Below are 16,430 nucleotides of genomic sequence, written 5' to 3'. Positions count from 1 at the left end.
GTCGAGAGCCTCGCTGAGCGGGATCGCCACGGTGTCGGGCACCAGCAACGCTCCGACCCGGTAGACCCCGGGCGGTGCACGACTCGTCGACGTAGCAGAGCAGCACAACGTGAGAGTACGACCCGTTTGGGTGACGGCCGGGAGTTACCCATCCGAGGGTGCGCGTGTCGGGCCGACTCTGCATGGGGATCGGGCGGGTTACGCTGCGCTGGTGAGCCGGCGTGACCAGTACCGGACCGAGCTGCGGGAGCGGGGTCCCGCGCGGTGGCCGGCGTTCCTGCGGGAGCATTCGGGGCTGCCCGGGCCACGGGCCAACCTTGAGCTCGCCCAGGCCGTCGCCGACGAGGGCGGGCCCGCCTCGTTCGACCATCTGATCGGCACCGACGACGAGTATCTGGTGTTCTGCGGGGTGCTCGGTCTGGGTCGTCTGCTGGCGGCCGGCGGGCGGGCCCCCAGACGCATCGAGGCACGCCTGCACGACCACGCCACCGACCCCCGCTGGCGGGTACGCGAGGCGGTGGCCCTGGCGTTGCAGCGGCTCGGCGACGCCGACCTGCCGAGCCTGCTCGACCTCGGCACGGCGTGGGCCGGGGACCCGCACCCGCTGGTCCGGCGGGCGGCCGTCGCGGCCGTCTGCGAACCGCGACTGCTGACCCACCCGGAGGCCGCCGCCCGCGCCGTCGTCCTGTGCGACCGGGCGACGGCGGGGCTGGCCGCGCTGCCGTCCGGCCGTCGCCGCGACGACGACGTCCGGGCCCTGCGTCAGGCGTTGGGCTACTGCTGGAGTGTCGCGGTGGCTGCCGATCCGGTTGCCGGCCTGCCGCTGTTCCGGGCGCTGGCCGGCGTCGACGACGGCGACGTGGCCTGGATCGTCCGGGAGAACAGCCGGAAGAAGCGCCTGGCCGGGCTGCTCGTCAGCGGCGGGGTGCGCCCAGCAGGTGCTGCTCGACCGACGTCTGGCTGATCCACAGGTGCCGGTCCGTGCCGCCACCGACCAGGGTGAGCATGTCGTCGGCCATCACCTGGAGGAACCGGCCGCCGTCCGGGGGCAGCCGCAGCGCCTGCTGCGCCGTCGCCGACTCGTCGGCGGAGAGCCGTTGCAGCACGCAGAGATCGCTGTCGTGCAGGGCGGGCGCGGTGCCGGCATCGAGCCGCCGCAACACGGTCAGCTCGGCCTGCCACACCCCGGGGGACGCCGTCCCGGACGCGGTCGGGTCGGGGGACGTCGACCCGGGTGTGGTCGGGGCGGTCGCGCCGGGCGGTAGGTCGCGGACGATCAGGACGGGCTGCTGGGCGGTGCCGGCGGTGGGCAGCGGGCGGCCGTCGGCGTGTATCTCGACCCGGTCGGCGGCCCGGCCGAGCGCCGCCGTGCCGAATCCGGCCCAGCCGGCCGGGTCGGCGGTGAGCACGACGACCCGGGCCCCCAGGGCCAGCGCCCGGAAGGCGACGAGCTGCCCCGCCCACACCCCGCCGACCAGGGTCACCCGGGTCGGTTCCGGGCGGAACAGCCGGATCGTGACCGCTGCCCGGCGGCGGTCCGCCCCGAGCACCAGACCGGCCGGCAGCGGGGTGGGGCTGAGCCGGGCGAGGGCCGCCGGGGAGACCGCGTGGGTGCCGATCCGCAGCCGGGGCAGCCGCCCGGACGGCCCACCACGGCCGGGGACGTCCTCGGCCCCGAGGCCGCGGGCCGGCGGTGGCCCCGGTGGAGCGGGTGGATGGCTTTCCGGGGCGGCCAGCGGACTGGCGAGGGCCCGGGTCAGCGGGTCGGCGGTGGCCAGCGCGGTGGCGGTGGCGGTGCCGGCCGCGTCGGCGTCGCCACCGCTCCGGGCGCCTGAGGCACCCAGCACCGGTGCGTCCGCAGCGACCGGCGGTGCGGTGACCGGCGTTGGTGCGGCGGCAGCGGCGACCGGTCCGCCCGGGTACGCCCCGGCAGCCGCCGGCCCCGGGCGATACGCCCCACCGGCCTGACCCGGGGAGCGAGGTCCACCGGTCGAATCCCGCGGATACGACCCCTCGGTCGGGCCCTGCGGGTACGGCTCACCGGCCGGCTCCGCCGGGTACGGCTCACCGGCCGGCTCCCGGTACGGCCCGGCCGGCCGGGCCGGGGACGCGCCGAAGGTGGCCGGCACCGTCGTGCGTCGTTCGTCATCCGGTCCGGTCATCCCGCGCCACCCCCCGTCGGTGCCGACGCGTACACCGCCGGGCCGTGTTCGCCGTCGAGGGGAAAGAGTTCCCCGCCCGCTTGCCGTACCCCGTCGACGGCCGGCCCGCACAGCTGCGGCAGCAGCTCCGTCGGCCCGGTGACGCGGACCAGCCCCCGCAGGTCGAGATCCTCCCCCGGCCCGTTGGAGGCGGCCGTCAACGACACCGTCACCAGCGAGGCGGGCAGGGTCTCCAGCCAGCCGAGCATGGCCGCCGCCCGGTCGACGGGGGGCCAGCGGCGGATCCAGAACGAGCGGTGCGCGAGCGGGCCGCAGTGCCACGCCGACCACTCCTCGCGGACCGGGGTCGCGCCGAGCGGGACGCCCGGGGTGAACCCACAGGACCGGCCGACGGCGGCGAGCAGGCCGTGGGCGTCCAGCAAGCGGTGCTCGACCCCGCACCGGCGCAGTGACCTGCCGACCTGGCGGGCCAGCGCGGCCACCACCGACGGGGCGATCCCCAGGTCGACCGCGTAGTCACCGATCGCCTCGGCCAGCGCGCGGGCGTCCAGCCGGACCGCCACCCAGGTCGCCCGCGCCCTCGGGACCGGACCGCCGTCGAGGCCGGCCAGCAACTGCCGGTAGGACTCCCGGGCCGGGGCGGTCGGGTCGTCACCCGGCCCGCCGGCCGGGACGGTGCTGGTCACCACCTGGAGCACGGCGCCCGGCTGCCCGGATTCCGCCAGTGCGGTGGCCAGCACGTCCAGCGGCAGGCCGCCCGGCGCGTCACCGGTCGGCCCGGACCCGCCGACGGCGGCCACCGCGAACCAGCCGGCGTCGTCGCGGGCCACCCCGATCCGGGTCCCGTCGGTCAGCGCCACGGTGCCCACCGACAGGCCGGGGGCGAGTCGTTGCAGGGCGTCCAACCCCGCGTCGGCGGCCACCGGCACCGCTGCGGCGGCCCGCCGCCGGTGCTGCCGGGCCAGCGACCGCTTCTCCAGCCACCAGCGGCCCCGCGAGCGCAGGAACACCACGGTCAGCAGGAGTACGCCGCAGAGCGCGGCGACGACCAGCACCGGCATGCCGAACAGTCCACTGGCGAGGACGCCGATCAGCACCGCCTCCACCAGGAGCAGTTGCAGGACGTGCAGCTCACCGATCCGGCCGGGACGGCGACGGGGGGCCAGGTGCAGGCGGGCGTCGGAGTGTTCCGGCCGGAGGGTGGTGTGTCCCGGTCGTGGTGCTCCGGTCATCTCCGGCTGCCCCCCAGACGCCTCGACCCGTGTGACCCACCCACGGTGGGTCGCCCTCATCATAGGAACCCGCCGCCGCCACCCGGGGCCCGTGGGGTCGGCGGCCGGGCACCCGCCGCCGGGCTGCCGAGGCGGCCGGTCCGTTGCAGGTCGAATCGTCCGCAGGCCGGCTCGTGGCGGGCCCGGGTCGGGCCGGTCCACAGTCGACTGCGGGGTCGAGGGCGAAGTCTTCCAGGGCCGGGAACTGGGCGGCCTGTCAGTTCACCCGGAAACCGATCCGGGGGTCGGCGGCCACCCCGGCCCGGTACGCGGCCACCGCCGGTCGGTCCGAGTCGATGACCCAGTCGCCGGAGCCCTTCTGGTTGAAGTAGACGAACCCGAGCAGGTCGGGTCGTTTCCGCATCGCGGTGAAGAGTTCGTCGACCGCGCGGCGGCGCATCGTGCCCGGTTCGGCCCCGGTCTCCACGATCAGCAGTGGTCGGGCGGTGAACTTGCGGACCTGCCTGATGGTGGGTGCGAAGAGGTCGTCGAAGGTCTGCTCGCCGCGTCGGGTGAAGTAGCCGTCGATGCCGACCCAGTCCACGTACGCGTCGCCGGGGTAGAGCGGGGCGAGTTTCACCGAGGGGACCGGGTTGATCACGTTCGGGGTCCAGGTCCAGATGACGTTCGTGGCGTCGGCGCGGGCGAAGACGGCGTGGATGTGCCGCCAGGCGGCGACGAAGTCCTTGGCCGTGTTGTCGTGCGCGCCCCAGGAGTACCAGTGGCCGTTCATCTCGTGTGCGATGGTGAGCGCCACCGGCAGGTTGAGCCGGCGTACCGCGACGGCGAACTCCACCAGGTACGGGTCGTGCCGCCCGGCGGCGATGTCCTTGAGTTTCGCCTTGAACGGTTCCCAGCGGACGATCGGTAGTGCGCCGTACTGGTGGACGCGGCGGACCTCGGCGGCGGCGAACTCGTCGTCGAAGCTCTCGTAGATGGTGATGATGTTGGGCTTGCTGCCGACCAGGTCGGCGAACCGGTCGACCCGGCTCATGTCCTGCGGCGCCCCGCTCAGCGCCACCCCCAGGTAGCGGCCCTGCGGTTGCACCAGCGGGCGGACGTCGTACGCCGGGGGCGGGCCGGTGGGGGAGGGCGACGCGCTGGGTCCGGTGGCGAACCGGGCCGGGCGGCTGGCCGGGGCGGGCGCGAGCGCGGCGTAGCCGAAGACCCCGATCACGAACATCGTCACGATGGTGAACAGTTGGCGGGAGGTCACCGGGAACGCCCCGGCCGGATGTCCCGCGCCGGCTTCACCAGCAGCGCCTGCAACGCGACGGCCAGATAGAACGCTCCCCCGAGGAAGGCCGGCGCGAAGGTCCACAGCTGGTCGGTGATCATCCGATGGGCTGCCAGGCCGGTCCACAGTGCGCCACTGCCCGCCGTGCAGACGGCCATTCCCCACCACAGTCGACCCGTCCTGTTCTTCCGTCCCGTGCCGCCGGTGGGCTGCCAGCCCATGCTCTGCCCGCGCAGCAGGTCCCAGATCGCGAAGGCGTGCGACCAGCCGTAGACCATCTTGACGGTCCACGCCTCCACCCGGTAGGCGCACCGGTGCCAGAGCGGGAACACCACCAGGTTGTAGATCAGGCTGGGCACGATCCACAGGTAGTTGGCCGGGGCCACCGACTGCGGGAACCAGGCCAGCAGCACGATCGGCACCAGCGGCCCGACGAAGGTGAACAGCGCCGTGTGCAGGTAGTAGCAGAACCCGGAGAGGTACGACAGCCGGGTGCGCAGCCGCATCCGGGTGTTCCAGAACTTCGTCGACCCGAGCAGGCTCATCGAGCCGGCGCACCAGCGGTACTGCTGGGTGAAGAACGAGCTGACGTCGGCCGGGCACAGGCCGGTGGCCAGCGGCACCGGGAGGTAGCGCAGCCGCCAGCCGCGCCGCCGCATGTCGAACCCGGTGTGGACGTCCTCGGAGTGCTCGATCAGCGTGGAACCGCCGATCGCGTCGAGCGCCTCCCGACGGTAGAGCGCGCAGCTGCCGACGCAGATCGCCGCCTCGTGGTGCTGCCGGGACACCTGCACCATCCGGTAGAACAGCTCCTGCACCGCCCCGGCCCCGCGTTCCAACCAGCCCTGCCCGGCGTGCACCCGGAAGTACTGCGGCGACTGCACGATCCCGAGATCCGGCTCGGCGGCCAGGTAGGGCACCATCTCGTCGAGCATGTCGTGTCGGGGGGTGAAGTCGGCGTCGAGCACCAGGATGTGCTCGCCCAGCGTGCGCTGGTACGCGTACCGCATGTTGCCGGCCTTCTTGTACCAGCCCCGGTTGGGGCGGCGCTGGTAGACGAAGCCGAAGGCGAGCGCCATCGCCTCCCGCTCGTCGGTGGCCGAGTCGTCGAGCACGTAGACGTGCACCCGGCCCGGGTAGTGGTCGACCATCCGGCTGACGTGCTCCCAGGTGTTGCGCAGCACCTCGGTCGCCTCGCCGCACACCGGCAGGAACACGTCGACCGACGGGTGGACGGCCGGCCGGAAGTCGCGGACCAGCCGCCGGTGCCGGTCCAGGTCGAACCCGGGCGTGCCGATGTTCACCGTCGCCGAGATCAGGTAGTAGAGGACGGTGAAGCCGAACAGCGGCAGCAGCGGCAGCAGCCAGGGTGCCATCCGGACGAAGAGCAACTGGCTGGTGAGCAGCCCGGTGAAGCTGACGAACGAGGCGATCATCAGCACCGGTAGCCGGCGGTGCCGGTAGGCGGCCTTCTCGTCGTCGTCCGGCGGCAACGGCAACGCCGGGTCGACGGTCGTCGGGCGGCCCAGCGCCGCCGGTGCCACCACCTGCCGCGCCGTCGGCGCCCGTGGCGTCGGCACCGCCGCCGGTTCGCGGCCGGCCGGCACCACCGCCGGTGTCCGGGCCGCCGGCATCCGGCCACCCGGCACCGCCGTCGGTTCGCGGGGCGTCGGCACCGCCGCCGGCCGACCCGGCTCGCCCGCCCGTCCCGGCCACGCCGGGGGCACCGGCCCCGCTGCGGAACCGCCGGCCGCTGCGGGGGCACCGCCGACCCCTGTCGGGCGGCTGTCGGGCCGACCGGTGTGGCGTCGGGCTGCACTGCCGGGCCGCGCCGGGTCGTGGGGCGGCGCTGCGGTGCCGGGCCGTGCTGCGGTGCCGGCGGGCCGGGGCGGGGCGGTGGCACCGGGCGGTGGAACTCCGTCGTCTCGTCGGTGCGGCCCCCGCCGGCCCGGGTGCTCACTTCGTCACCTCGGGCTTGCGCACCAGCAGCCCGATGCTGAAGCCCCGGACCCGCCAGGTGCGCTCGACGGCGTACGGCTTGAGCACGGCCTCCTTCGCCGCCCCGATCCGCTGCACCGGGTTGTCGAACGCCCCCTTACGCACGATCCACACCCGCTCCGGGCGACCCAGGCACACCGGGACGTCCCGGTCGGCGCACTCCCGCGCGCCCAGCGTGCCCTGCCGGCGGGCCGGAACGGTCATCAGCACGTCCCGGGGTCGCCAGCTCTCGTCGACGTACCGGTTCACCGCGTCCCGGCTGGTGCGCTGGTCACCGGCGTCGAACGGGCCGTACACCAGGATGTCGCCGGGGCGTGCGTGCGCCCGCAGCACCGCGGCGATCTCCTTGGTGCCCTGGCTGTGGCCGGTGACCCCACGGATCTCCACCTGCGCCGGGATGCCGAGTAACCCGACCGCCAGCATCGCGGCCGTGCCGCGCAGCAGCGAGCTGCGGCGCAGGGCCAACGAAGCGACCAGCGCCCAGGCCGGCACCGTGAACAGCAGGTAGCGGGGCAGCCAGAGCGGGGTGAGCTGGGCGGCGACCAGCAGGCCCAGGGCGGGCAGCACCAGCCAGGTGGTGGCCACCGCCGCCCGCTCCCGCATCGACATGCCGAGGAAGGCCAGGGCGAGCACCGCACCGGCGAGCAGCGGCCCGCCGAACAGCGCCTCCGGGGTGTCGACCAGGCGGTCCAGGGTGACCGGCGGAATCCAGTTGATCTGCGTACCGGTCTGTAGGCGGCCGAACCAGAGCACCGGCAGGACCGGCAGCACGCCGGCCACCGCCGCGCCGAGCCAGCCGACGAGGGAACGCCGCCGCTGCGCGCCCCGCCAGGCCACCACCGCGTGCGCGGCGAGCAGCAGCAACCCGACCAGGTGCATCAGCCCGAGCAACGCCACCACGGTGGCGTAGCCCAGGTAGCGCAGGAACCGGGGGCGTTCCAGCAGCCGGATCAGCAGCAGGGTGGCCAGCGCGGCGGCGCACACCGCGAACGCGTACGGTCGGGCCTCCTGGGCGTACCGGGAGGTGGTCGGCAGCACCGCGAACAGCAGGCCGGCGACCAGCCCGACCCGTAGCCCGCCGATCCGCAGGCCGATCGCGGCGACCAGGCCGGCCGCCGCCGTCATGGCCAGCAGCGACGGCACCCGCAGCGCGACGTCGGAGCTGCCGGCCAGCGCCACCCACCCGCGCAGCAGCAGGTAGTACGGGCCGATGGAGGCGTCGACGTTACGCAGCACCGCGACGAAGTCGTCGAACCCGACGGTCACCATGCCCCAGGTGGCCAGCTCGTCCTCCCACAGGCCGGGCCGGTTCAACCCGATCCCGCCGAGGACGGCGACGACGGCCATCGGCAACAGCCGGGCCAGGTGACGCAGCCAGGGCGCGTCCAGCGGCTCCGGCGGGGCCGGCTGGTCGGCCTCGGTGGGCCGCCACGGGGCGGCCGGCTCGGGTGGCGCGTCGCGGACCCGGACGATCAGGGCGGTCGGCGCGTCGCTGCGGGCACCGGTGCCCCCGGTGGGCGACATCCCGGTCACCGGGTGGCGGCGAGCAGGTCGTCCAGGACGAGGGTGCGCAGGTCGTCCCGGCTCGGCATCCGGCCCAGCGCACGCAGCCGCCCGGACTGCGCCTTGCGCATCCCCTCCAGCAGCTTGCGGGCCTCCCGGGCGTTGCCGAAGTTCTGGTCCCGTTCGATCTGGCCGAACCACTCCAGCAGGCCGTCGGCCAGCCCGTCGGCGAGCAGGTACTCGTCGTTGCGGGCGATCCGCCCGACGATGTCGACCAACTGGACCGGGCTGTAGTTCTCGAACTCCAACGTCTTGGCGAACCGGGAGGCCAGCCCGGAGTTGGCGTCCAGGAAGGCGGCCATCTCGGTGGTGTAACCGGCGACGATCACCGCCACCTGCTCGCGGTGGTCCTCCATCAGCTTGACCAGGGTGTCGATGGCCTCCTGGCCGAAGTCGCCGCCGGCACCACCGGCCCGGGACAGGGTGTACGCCTCGTCGATGAACAACACCCCGCCCAGCGCCTCGGTGAACACCGACGAGGTCTTCTCGGCGGTGTGCCCGATGTACTGGCCGACCAGGTCCCGCCGGGACACCTCGCGGAACTGGCCGTTGGGCAGCACCCCGAGCGCCTTGAGCAGCCGCCCGTAGACCCGGGCCACTGTCGTCTTGCCGGTGCCCGGGGCGCCCGTGAAGATCAGGTGGTGGCTCACCGCGCCCACCGGCAGGCCGGCGTTGCGCCGCCACTCGTTGACCTGGATCTCGTCGATCAGCGAGCGCACCTCGGCCTTCACCCCGGCCAGGCCGATCATCGAGTCCAGCTCGGCGAGCAGCTCCTCGACCTTGTGCTCGTCCTGCCCGACCGGGCCGCCGCCCGCGCTCACCCCGGCCAACGGTCGCCCGCCCGCCTCGGCCGCCCGGAACACGGTGGTCGACCCCTCGGCGAGCCGGACGCCCGGAGCGGCGGTCCGCTCGGTGTGGCTGCCCTCGATCGTCCCACCGCAGCCCCGGCCGACGTCGATGCCGACACCCCGGGTGTCGTGCACCCAGCAGTCCACGATGGTGGGGCTGCTCTGCAACGCCACCACGATCCCGGCGTCGCCGGTGCCGGAGACGTCACAACGCTCGATGGTGGGTCGGGCCGCCTGGTAGACGTACACACCCCGGAAGCCGGCGTTGCCGACGGTGCAGTTGCGGATGGTCGGGTCGGCACCGAGCCGCACGATGATCCCGTCGTCGGTGACGTCCCGGATCTCGCACTGCTCGACCGTGCCGCCCGCGTCGGAGACGACCAGCCCGTGCTGTCCACCGGTGACGGTCACCTCCACGGCCTCGATCCGGGCCCCGTCGCGGACCGACACGGCTGCGGCGTAGCCCGCGCTGGCCTGGCACTTCTCCATCCGGAGCCGACCGCCGACGGCGTCCACGGCCGGGTGGTCGGCGGCCTGGATGATCAGCCCCTGCAACAGCACCTCACCACCGTCGCAGGCCACCGTCGGTCGACCGGTGGCCCGACCGTCCACGGTGACCGAACCGGCCTCACCAGCGGCCACCAGGCGGACCCGTCGGCCGGTCAACCGGAGCGCCTCGGGGTAGACGCCGGGCTCGATCGAGACGACCGCGTCGTCCGGCGCGATCTCCAGCGCGTCCGTGATGGTCGGACAGGCACCGGGTCGGTCAGGGGAGACAGTCAGCATGCGCACCATGGTCCCGCTCGGTCGTGGAAGGACGGACCGGTTCGTCGTCGACGTCCGGTCGAAGGGTACCGGTCGAGTGGGGGTGGTCTCGCCCCCGCGTCAGATGGTGAAGGTGGCCTCGCGCACCGAGGCGGCCACCTTGCGTACCTCGTCCGCACGGTCCAGGGGGGCGGTCATCCGCAGCACCAGCTGCCTGTCGATCGCGTCCTCCGGCACGCTGCGCCAGTAGGAGAGGTAGACCAGGCCGTAGCGGGACGCGCCGTCCACCCGGGCGGTCTCGGCCCAGGTGGTGAACTCGCCACTGCGTACCCACTGCAACCCCCATGCCTCCTCCTGCCGGCGCAGCGCGGTGCGGCGCTCGTCGGTGCAGAGCCGGGGGCACTGCCGGACGACCAGGTCGCCACCGATGATCGACCCGTCGGCGGCCGGGACGCCGCACCGGTAGTGCGCCGAACCGCTGGTGCGGCCGGCCTCGGTGCAGCTCCACCCGGTGGGCACCCGGAAGCTGAAGTCGACCCCGGCCAGGCCGGTGATCTCCCGGGTCGGGTCGGTGGCGGCGAAGGTCGGCGCCCCGGTCGGCCAACCGCCGCCGACCGGGGGTTCCACGCCCGGCTGACGCGGCGGTGTGCCCGGTAGCCCCAGGTCGACGCTCGGGGTCGGTGCCGCCGTGGCGGCGACGGTCGTCGGGTCGTCGGCGGACCACCTCGCGACGCCGAACCCGCCGGCCGCGCCGATCGCCGTCGCGCCCACCGCGACCAGCGCCACCAGCGCCAACCACCAGCCGGTACGCCCCCGGCCACGGGCCGCGCCCGACGGGTAGGCCCCGGGTACCCGGCCGGCGCGGGTCGGGGCGCGACCGGTGGCTGCGGGTAGGGCACCGGGGCTGCCCGCTGCCCGGCCGGCACCCCTGCTGCGGCGTCGTCCGGGGCGGGGCCGGCGGTTGCGGGGCCGGCCGGGCGGCGGGCGAGGTCGGCCCCGACGACCGGGGTACGCCGGCCGGGGTCGCGGTGCCGTCGGTGACCGGCCCGGCGGAGGTGGCCACAGCCGTCGCCGGGCGTGACCCGTCCACCGGGGAACCGGTCGCGCCACCGTCGGCACGCCCGGCCGGCGGGCCGGTCACCGGTGCCGCGCCGGCCGCCGGGCTCACCGGGGCGGTCGCACCGGGCGGGCCGAGCCGCTGCGGCCCGACCCCGGTCGAGGGCTCCCCGGCCGGGACGAGGCGCTGGCCGAGGGCGAGGAAGACGTGCGCGGCCCCCGCGCCCTGCTCGGCGGCGCAGGCCACCCAGGGGACCGGTCCGGTGTGGTTGGCCCCGGTGATCGGCAGGCCGTCGGACCGGGCGAGCGTGTTGGCCGCGGCGGCGAACGCCTCCCGCCAGCCGCCCTCGGCGGCGGCCGGCGCGAGCACGGCCACGGTGAACGGCCGCTCGGCGGTGTCCCGCGCGGCCCACACCTCGCCCAGCTCGCACGAACTGAGCTTGCGGTGCAGCGCGTACGGACCGACTGTCTGCATGTGGCATCCCCCCGACCGATCGTATCGGTCGGGGCGTCGGGAACCGATCGACCGGCGGGTCGCCATGGGGGTCAGTCGACCCAGTCGAGCGTGCGGGCGACCGCCTTGCGCCACCGGCCCAGTTCGCGCTGCCGGTCCGCCGGGTCCATCCGGGACTCCCACTGCGCGTCGGAACGCCACTGGGCGCGCAGGGTGGCCAGATCCGGCCAGTAGCCGACCGCCAGGCCGGCCGCGTACGCCGCGCCGAGGCAGGTGGTCTCGGTGATCCGGGAGCGGACCACCGGCACCGCCAGCACGTCGGCGAGGAACTGCATCAGCAGCCCGTTGGCGGTCATCCCACCGTCCACCCGCAACCGACGCAACGCCACGTCGGAGTCGGCGTTCATCGCGTCGACCACCTCGCGGGTCTGCCAGGCCGACGCCTCCAGCGCCGCCCGGGCCAGGTGCCCCTTGGTGATGTAACCGGTCAGCCCGGCGATCACCCCCCGGGCGTCGGGACGCCAGTGCGGCGCGAACAACCCGGAGAAGGCGGGCACCACGTAACAGCCGCCGTTGTCGTCCACGCTGGCGGCCAACTCCTCGATCTCGGCCGCCGACGAGATCAACCCGAGGTTGTCCCGCAACCACTGCACCAGCGAACCGGTCACCGCGATCGCCCCCTCCAGGGCGTACGCGGCCGGCTGGCCGTCGATCCGGTAGGCCACCGTGGTCAGCAGGCCGTGGGTGGACGGCACCGGGCTGGCCCCGGTGTTGAGCAGCAGGAAACTGCCGGTGCCGTAGGTGCACTTCGCCTCGCCGGGCTGGAAACAGGTCTGCCCGAACAGGGCGGCCTGCTGGTCGCCGAGCGCACTGGCCACCGACACCCCGGCGAGCACCCCGTGGGCCGTCCCGTAGACCTCCGCCGAGCTGCGGATCTGCGGCAGCATCCCGGCCGGTACGCCCAGCGCGTCGAGCAGCTCCGGGTCCCAGTCGAGGGTCTCCAGGTCCATCAGCATGGTCCGGCTGGCGTTGGTCACGTCGGTGACGTGCCGGCCGGTCAGCTTCCAGATCAACCAGCTGTCCATGGTGCCGAAGAGCACCTCGCCCCGCTCGGCACGCCCGCGCAGCCCGTCGACGTTGTCCAGCAGCCAGCGCAGCTTCGGGCCGGCGAAGTAGGTGGCCAGGGTGAGGCCGGTCCGGGCCCGCAGCTTCTCCTCGCCGTACGACCCGGCCAGGTCGCGCAGCAGCGGGCCGGTGCGGGTGTCCTGCCAGACGATGGCGTTGGCGACCGGCCGGCCGGTCGCCCGGTCCCAGACCACGGTGGTCTCCCGTTGGTTGGTGATGCCGACGGCGGCCAACCCGTCCGGGCCGGTACCGGCGGCGGCCAGCGCGTCACGGACCACCTGTTCGACGTTGGCCCAGATCTCCTCGGCGTCGTGCTCCACCCAGCCGGGCCGGGGGAAGATCTGCCGGTGCTCGCGTTGGGCGACGGCGACGATCCCACCGGCCCGGTCGAAGACGATGCAGCGCGACGAGGTGGTGCCCTGGTCGATGGCGGCGACGTACTCTCCGGTCATTTCGGCACCGTACCGGCCGGGTGCGCTCCGGAGAACCACGGTGGCTCCGTACGATCTCCAGACGTGCGCGACATCGCCGTGTTCAGTGGAACCGCCCATCCCGACCTCGCCGCCGAGATCTGTGCCCACCTGGGGGTGCCGCTGCACCCGGTGCGGGTGTCCCGGTTCGCCAACGACTGCCTTGAGGTGCAGTTGCAGGCGAACTGCCGGGAGCGGGACGTCTTCCTGATCCAGCCCCTGGTGCCGCCCGTCCAGGAGAACCTGGTCGAGCTGCTGCTCATGATCGACGCGGCCCGGGGGGCGTCGGCCGGGCGGATCACCGTGGTGCTGCCGCACTACGCGTACGCCCGGTCGGACAAGAAGGACGCCCCGCGCATCTCGATCGGGGCCCGGCTGGTGGCCGACCTGCTCACCTCGGCCGGCGCCCAGCGGGTGCTGGCGATGACCCTGCACTCGCCGCAGGTGCACGGCTTCTTCAGCGTCCCGGTCGACCACCTGCACGCCCTGCGGGAGCTGGCCGCCCACTTCCGGGGGGACGACCTGGGCAACACGGTGGTGGTCTCGCCGGACCTGGGTAACGCGAAGGAGGCTGCGGCGTTCGCCCGGATGCTCGGCACCCCCGTCGCGGCGGGGGCCAAGCAGCGGTTCAGCGACGACCGGGTCACCATCAGCACGGTGATCGGTGAGGTGACCGACCGGGACGTGATCGTGCTGGACGACGAGATCGCCAAGGGCAGCACGGTGATCGAGCTGATCGCCCACCTGCGGGAGCGCAACGTCCGGTCGATCCGGCTGGCCTGCACCCACGGCCTGTTCTCCAGCGGCGCGTTGGAGCGGCTCAGCGCCACCGAGGGGGTGCGCGAGATCGTCTGCACCAACACGGTGCCGATCCCGCCGGAGAAGCGGGTGCCGGAGTTGACGGTGCTCTCGGTGGCCCCGGCGCTGGCCGAGGCGATGCGGCGGATCCACAACGGCGAGTCGGTCAGCGCCCTGTTCGGCTGACCGGCCCGGCGGCCGGCCCCGGGTGCGGCTCTGCGCGCCGGCCCAGCTCGGCCCCCGGCGGAGGGCCGCCCGGTGGTGTCAGTTGGCGGCGGCGCTGATCCGGACCGTGGTGCCGGCCGCGCCGCTCTCGACCTCCATCGCGTCGCTGAGCTCCCGGGCCAGCCACAGCCCCCAGCCGCCGGCGGTGTCCGGGGCCGGCCGGCTGCGGTCGTCGAGCTGCTGCTCGCTCATGCCGTTGCCGTGGTCGGCGACCTCGCAGACCAGCTCGCCGGGGCGTCGCCAGAGCCGCAGCCAGCCCTGACCGCCGCCGTGGCGGACGGCATTGGTGATCAGCTCGTTGACCGCCAGCACGAAGTCGTCGAGGCGTTGGCCGGACAGCCCGGCGGCGTGCGCGCAGGAGCTGACCGAGTGTCTCAGCTCGGTCACCTGCGCCTGGTCGAACGCCTCGGCGATGAGAAGGGAAGATTCGATGGGCACCACCGTACGCGGTGTGGGAAGTTCTGCGTTCGTCATGGGCCCTGTCCCGGCAGCGATCTCGGAGTCTTTCGCGCTGTTTCTACCGTACGTCAGGGTTGTCCGTGCCGCACCGGCCGGCCCGGCGGGTCACCGGGGTGGCTGTGGCATGGTGACGCCCATGCCGTCGTCCCCGCCGGGTGGTTTCGAGGTCCCGCTCTGGCGCTCCGTCGCGGTCTTCCGCTTCGCCTCGCTGGCGTACGTCGGGCTGCTGGTCCTGCGCGACGCCGACCGGTACGCCCACCCGGTCGCCGCCGGTGGCGTACTCCTGGTGATGCTGGCCTGGTCCGGGGTGACCGCGGTCGGCTACGCCCGGCCGGCCAACCGGGGCTGGCCGCTGCTCCTGGCCGACCTCGGTGTGGTCCTGTCGATCCTGGCCGTCACGCCGTGGGTGGTGGGCCGTCCGGCGCTGGCGGCGGGGGTGCCGGCCCTGGCCGTGGCCTGGCTGGCCGGGCCGGTGCTGGCCTGGGCGGTGTCCGGCGGACGGCGGCGCGGCACGGTGGCCGCCCTGCTGGTCGGCGGCACGGACCTGGCCACCCGGGGCCGGGTCGGCCCGTCCTCGCTGACCGGGGTGATCCTGCTGCTGCTCGCCGGGGTGGTGGTGGGGCACGTGGCCCGGTTGGCGGTGACCGCCGAGCAGCGGTTGCAGCGGGCGGTGGAGCTGGAGGCGGCGACCCGGGAACGGGAGCGGCTGGCCCGCGACATCCACGACTCGGTGCTCCAGGTGCTGGCGTTGGTCCAGCGGCGCGGGGCACACCTCGACGGGGAGGCCGGTGAGCTGGCCCGGCTCGCCGGTCAGCAGGAGGTGGCGCTGCGCGCGTTGATCTCCGGTGCGCCGCCGACCTCCCCCGCCGACCCGGTGGGCGAGGTGGACCTGCGCTCCCTGCTGGCCGGGTACGCCTCGGCGGCGGTGCAGGTCTCCGCCCCGGCCACCCCGGTGCCGCTGCCCGCCCCGGTGGCCCTGGAGGTGGCCGCCGCGACGGCGGCGGCGCTGGACAACGTGCGGCGGCACGCCGACGGGCGGGCCTGGGTGCTGGTCGAGGACGAGGGGGAGACGGTGACCGTGTCGGTCCGCGACGCCGGTCCGGGCATCCCGCAGGGGCGGCTGGCCGAGGCGGCCAGGCAGGGGCGGCTGGGGGTGGCCCAGGCCATCCGTGGTCGGATAGCCGATCTCGGGGGCGAGACGCGGATCGTCTCGACGCCGGGGGAGGGCACCGAACTCGAACTGATGGTGCCGAGGAGGAACCGATGACCGGGACCCGGGTGATGGTGGTCGACGACCACCCGATGTGGCGGGAGGGGGTGGCCCGGGACCTCACCGAGGCCGGCCACCTGGTGGTGGCGACCAGCGGCGAGGGCCGCCAGGCGGTCCGGGTGGCCGCCGCCGCCCGACCCGACCTGGTGGTGCTCGACCTCCAGTTGCCGGACATCTCCGGGGTGGAGGTGATCCAGGGGCTGCGCGCCGCGCTGCCCCGGGTGCGGGTGCTGATGCTGTCGGCCAGCGGCGAGCAGCAGGGCGTCCTGGACGCGGTGAAGGCCGGGGCCACCGGTTACCTGCTGAAGTCGGCGGGCCCGGCGGAGTTCCTGGACGCGGTGCGCCGCACGGCAGCCGGTGAGCCGGTCTTCACCCCCGGCCTGGCCGGCCTGGTGCTGGGTGAGTACCGGCGGCTCGCCGCCGACCCGCCGTCGGCCGGCGGTTCGGCCGACGGCGGACACGACGCGGCACCCCGGCTCACCGAACGGGAGACCGAGGTGCTGCGGCTGGTGGCGAAGGGGCTGTCCTACAAGCAGATCGCCGGGCGGCTCGGGTTGTCGCACCGCACCGTGCAGAACCACGTGCAGAACACGCTGGGCAAGCTCCAACTGCACAACCGGGTGGAGCTGACCCGCTACGCGATCGAGCGGGGCCTGGACGACTGAGCAGTGCGGTCCTGGGCGACTGGGCAGTGCGGGGCCTGAACGGCCGGGGCAGTGCTGGGCTGGG

General features: G+C 74.5%; 13 protein-coding genes. 4 read left to right on the top strand and 9 right to left on the bottom strand.

Going from position 1 to position 16,430, the window contains the following annotated elements:
• Positions 1-211: 211 nt before the first annotated feature.
• On the top strand, positions 212-964 hold the full coding sequence (locus ACQP2H_RS25945) for a HEAT repeat domain-containing protein (protein ID WP_433229218.1): 753 nt from the start codon (positions 212-214) through the stop codon (positions 962-964).
• On the opposite strand, the gene ACQP2H_RS25940 is transcribed toward ACQP2H_RS25945, so the two are convergent.
• The 8 genes from ACQP2H_RS25940 to glpK form a co-directional block, all read right to left on the bottom strand.
• On the bottom strand, positions 915-2,162 hold the full coding sequence (locus ACQP2H_RS25940) for a hypothetical protein (RefSeq protein WP_433229216.1): 1,248 nt from the start codon (positions 2,160-2,162) through the stop codon (positions 915-917). The two genes, ACQP2H_RS25945 and ACQP2H_RS25940, sit on opposite strands and share 50 nt — an antisense overlap.
• Positions 2,159-3,394: a type VII secretion protein EccE gene (locus ACQP2H_RS25935; protein ID WP_357535105.1), complete on the bottom strand. Its 1,236-nt coding sequence runs from the start codon at positions 3,392-3,394 to the stop codon at positions 2,159-2,161. Before ACQP2H_RS25935 ends, ACQP2H_RS25940 begins: the two co-directional genes overlap by 4 nt.
• Before the next feature lie 256 nt (positions 3,395-3,650).
• Entirely contained in the window at positions 3,651-4,649 is a 999-nt protein-coding gene (locus ACQP2H_RS25930; protein ID WP_357535103.1) for a glycoside hydrolase family 26 protein, read from the bottom strand.
• A complete protein-coding gene (locus ACQP2H_RS25925) occupies positions 4,646-6,304 on the bottom strand; it encodes a glycosyltransferase family 2 protein (protein ID WP_433229213.1) in 1,659 nt (552 codons plus the stop codon). The genes ACQP2H_RS25930 and ACQP2H_RS25925 overlap by 4 nt, the downstream gene beginning before the upstream one ends.
• A gap of 322 nt (positions 6,305-6,626) precedes the next feature.
• Positions 6,627-8,192, bottom strand: a complete 1,566-nt coding sequence (locus tag ACQP2H_RS25920; protein ID WP_433229211.1) for a glycosyltransferase family 39 protein — start codon at positions 8,190-8,192, stop codon at positions 6,627-6,629.
• A 5-nt stretch (positions 8,193-8,197) separates the two neighbouring features.
• A complete protein-coding gene (locus ACQP2H_RS25915) occupies positions 8,198-9,874 on the bottom strand; it encodes a right-handed parallel beta-helix repeat-containing protein (RefSeq protein WP_357535099.1) in 1,677 nt (558 codons plus the stop codon).
• A gap of 90 nt (positions 9,875-9,964) precedes the next feature.
• Complete coding sequence (locus ACQP2H_RS25910) at positions 9,965-10,639, bottom strand: hypothetical protein (RefSeq protein WP_219464547.1); 675 nt, start codon at positions 10,637-10,639, stop codon at positions 9,965-9,967.
• Between the two features lie 807 nt (positions 10,640-11,446).
• Positions 11,447-12,931, bottom strand: a complete 1,485-nt coding sequence (gene glpK / locus ACQP2H_RS25905) for a glycerol kinase GlpK (protein WP_219464546.1) — start codon at positions 12,929-12,931, stop codon at positions 11,447-11,449.
• Between the two features lie 63 nt (positions 12,932-12,994).
• Here glpK and ACQP2H_RS25900 point away from each other — a divergent pair, with 63 nt between their 5' ends.
• The gene (locus ACQP2H_RS25900; RefSeq protein WP_208568105.1) at positions 12,995-13,933 is read left to right on the top strand and encodes a ribose-phosphate diphosphokinase; all 939 of its coding nucleotides are present in this window, start codon (positions 12,995-12,997) and stop codon (positions 13,931-13,933) included.
• Between the two features lie 78 nt (positions 13,934-14,011).
• Here ACQP2H_RS25900 and ACQP2H_RS25895 read toward each other — a convergent pair whose 3' ends face one another.
• Positions 14,012-14,446 carry an ATP-binding protein gene (locus ACQP2H_RS25895; RefSeq protein ID WP_219464545.1) on the bottom strand — a complete coding sequence of 145 codons (435 nt, stop codon included), beginning with the start codon at positions 14,444-14,446 and terminating at the stop codon, positions 14,012-14,014.
• 121 nt (positions 14,447-14,567) lie between these two features.
• Here ACQP2H_RS25895 and macS point away from each other — a divergent pair, with 121 nt between their 5' ends.
• The gene (gene macS, locus ACQP2H_RS25890) at positions 14,568-15,698 is read left to right on the top strand and encodes a MacS family sensor histidine kinase (RefSeq protein ID WP_219464544.1); all 1,131 of its coding nucleotides are present in this window, start codon (positions 14,568-14,570) and stop codon (positions 15,696-15,698) included.
• Positions 15,695-16,366 carry a response regulator gene (locus tag ACQP2H_RS25885; protein ID WP_208568108.1) on the top strand — a complete coding sequence of 224 codons (672 nt, stop codon included), beginning with the start codon at positions 15,695-15,697 and terminating at the stop codon, positions 16,364-16,366. Before macS ends, ACQP2H_RS25885 begins: the two co-directional genes overlap by 4 nt.
• Positions 16,367-16,430: the final 64 nt, after the last annotated feature.

It is taken from the genome of Micromonospora sp. CA-248260, from assembly GCF_050942205.1.
GTDB lineage: Bacteria > Actinomycetota > Actinomycetes > Mycobacteriales > Micromonosporaceae > Micromonospora > Micromonospora antibiotica.
The sequence above is the reverse complement of the archived record's forward strand: the minus strand, read 5'-3'. Positions and strand labels throughout refer to the sequence as shown.

Excerpts from the sequence above, each read along its gene's own strand:
- ACQP2H_RS25940 (WP_433229216.1), bottom strand. The coding sequence starts at position 2,162 with ATGACCGGACCGGATGACGAACGACGCACGACGGTGCCGGCCACCTTC.
- ACQP2H_RS25935 (WP_357535105.1), bottom strand. The coding sequence starts at position 3,394 with ATGACCGGAGCACCACGACCGGGACACACCACCCTCCGGCCGGAACAC.
- ACQP2H_RS25925 (WP_433229213.1), bottom strand. The coding sequence starts at position 6,304 with ATGCCGGCGGCCCGGACACCGGCGGTGGTGCCGGCCGGCCGCGAACCG.
- ACQP2H_RS25920 (WP_433229211.1), bottom strand. The coding sequence starts at position 8,192 with ATGTCGCCCACCGGGGGCACCGGTGCCCGCAGCGACGCGCCGACCGCC.
- ACQP2H_RS25915 (WP_357535099.1), bottom strand. The coding sequence starts at position 9,874 with ATGGTGCGCATGCTGACTGTCTCCCCTGACCGACCCGGTGCCTGTCCG.
- glpK (WP_219464546.1), bottom strand. The coding sequence starts at position 12,931 with ATGACCGGAGAGTACGTCGCCGCCATCGACCAGGGCACCACCTCGTCG.
- ACQP2H_RS25895 (WP_219464545.1), bottom strand. The coding sequence starts at position 14,446 with ATGACGAACGCAGAACTTCCCACACCGCGTACGGTGGTGCCCATCGAA.
- macS (WP_219464544.1), top strand. The coding sequence starts at position 14,568 with ATGCCGTCGTCCCCGCCGGGTGGTTTCGAGGTCCCGCTCTGGCGCTCC.
- ACQP2H_RS25885 (WP_208568108.1), top strand. The coding sequence starts at position 15,695 with ATGACCGGGACCCGGGTGATGGTGGTCGACGACCACCCGATGTGGCGG.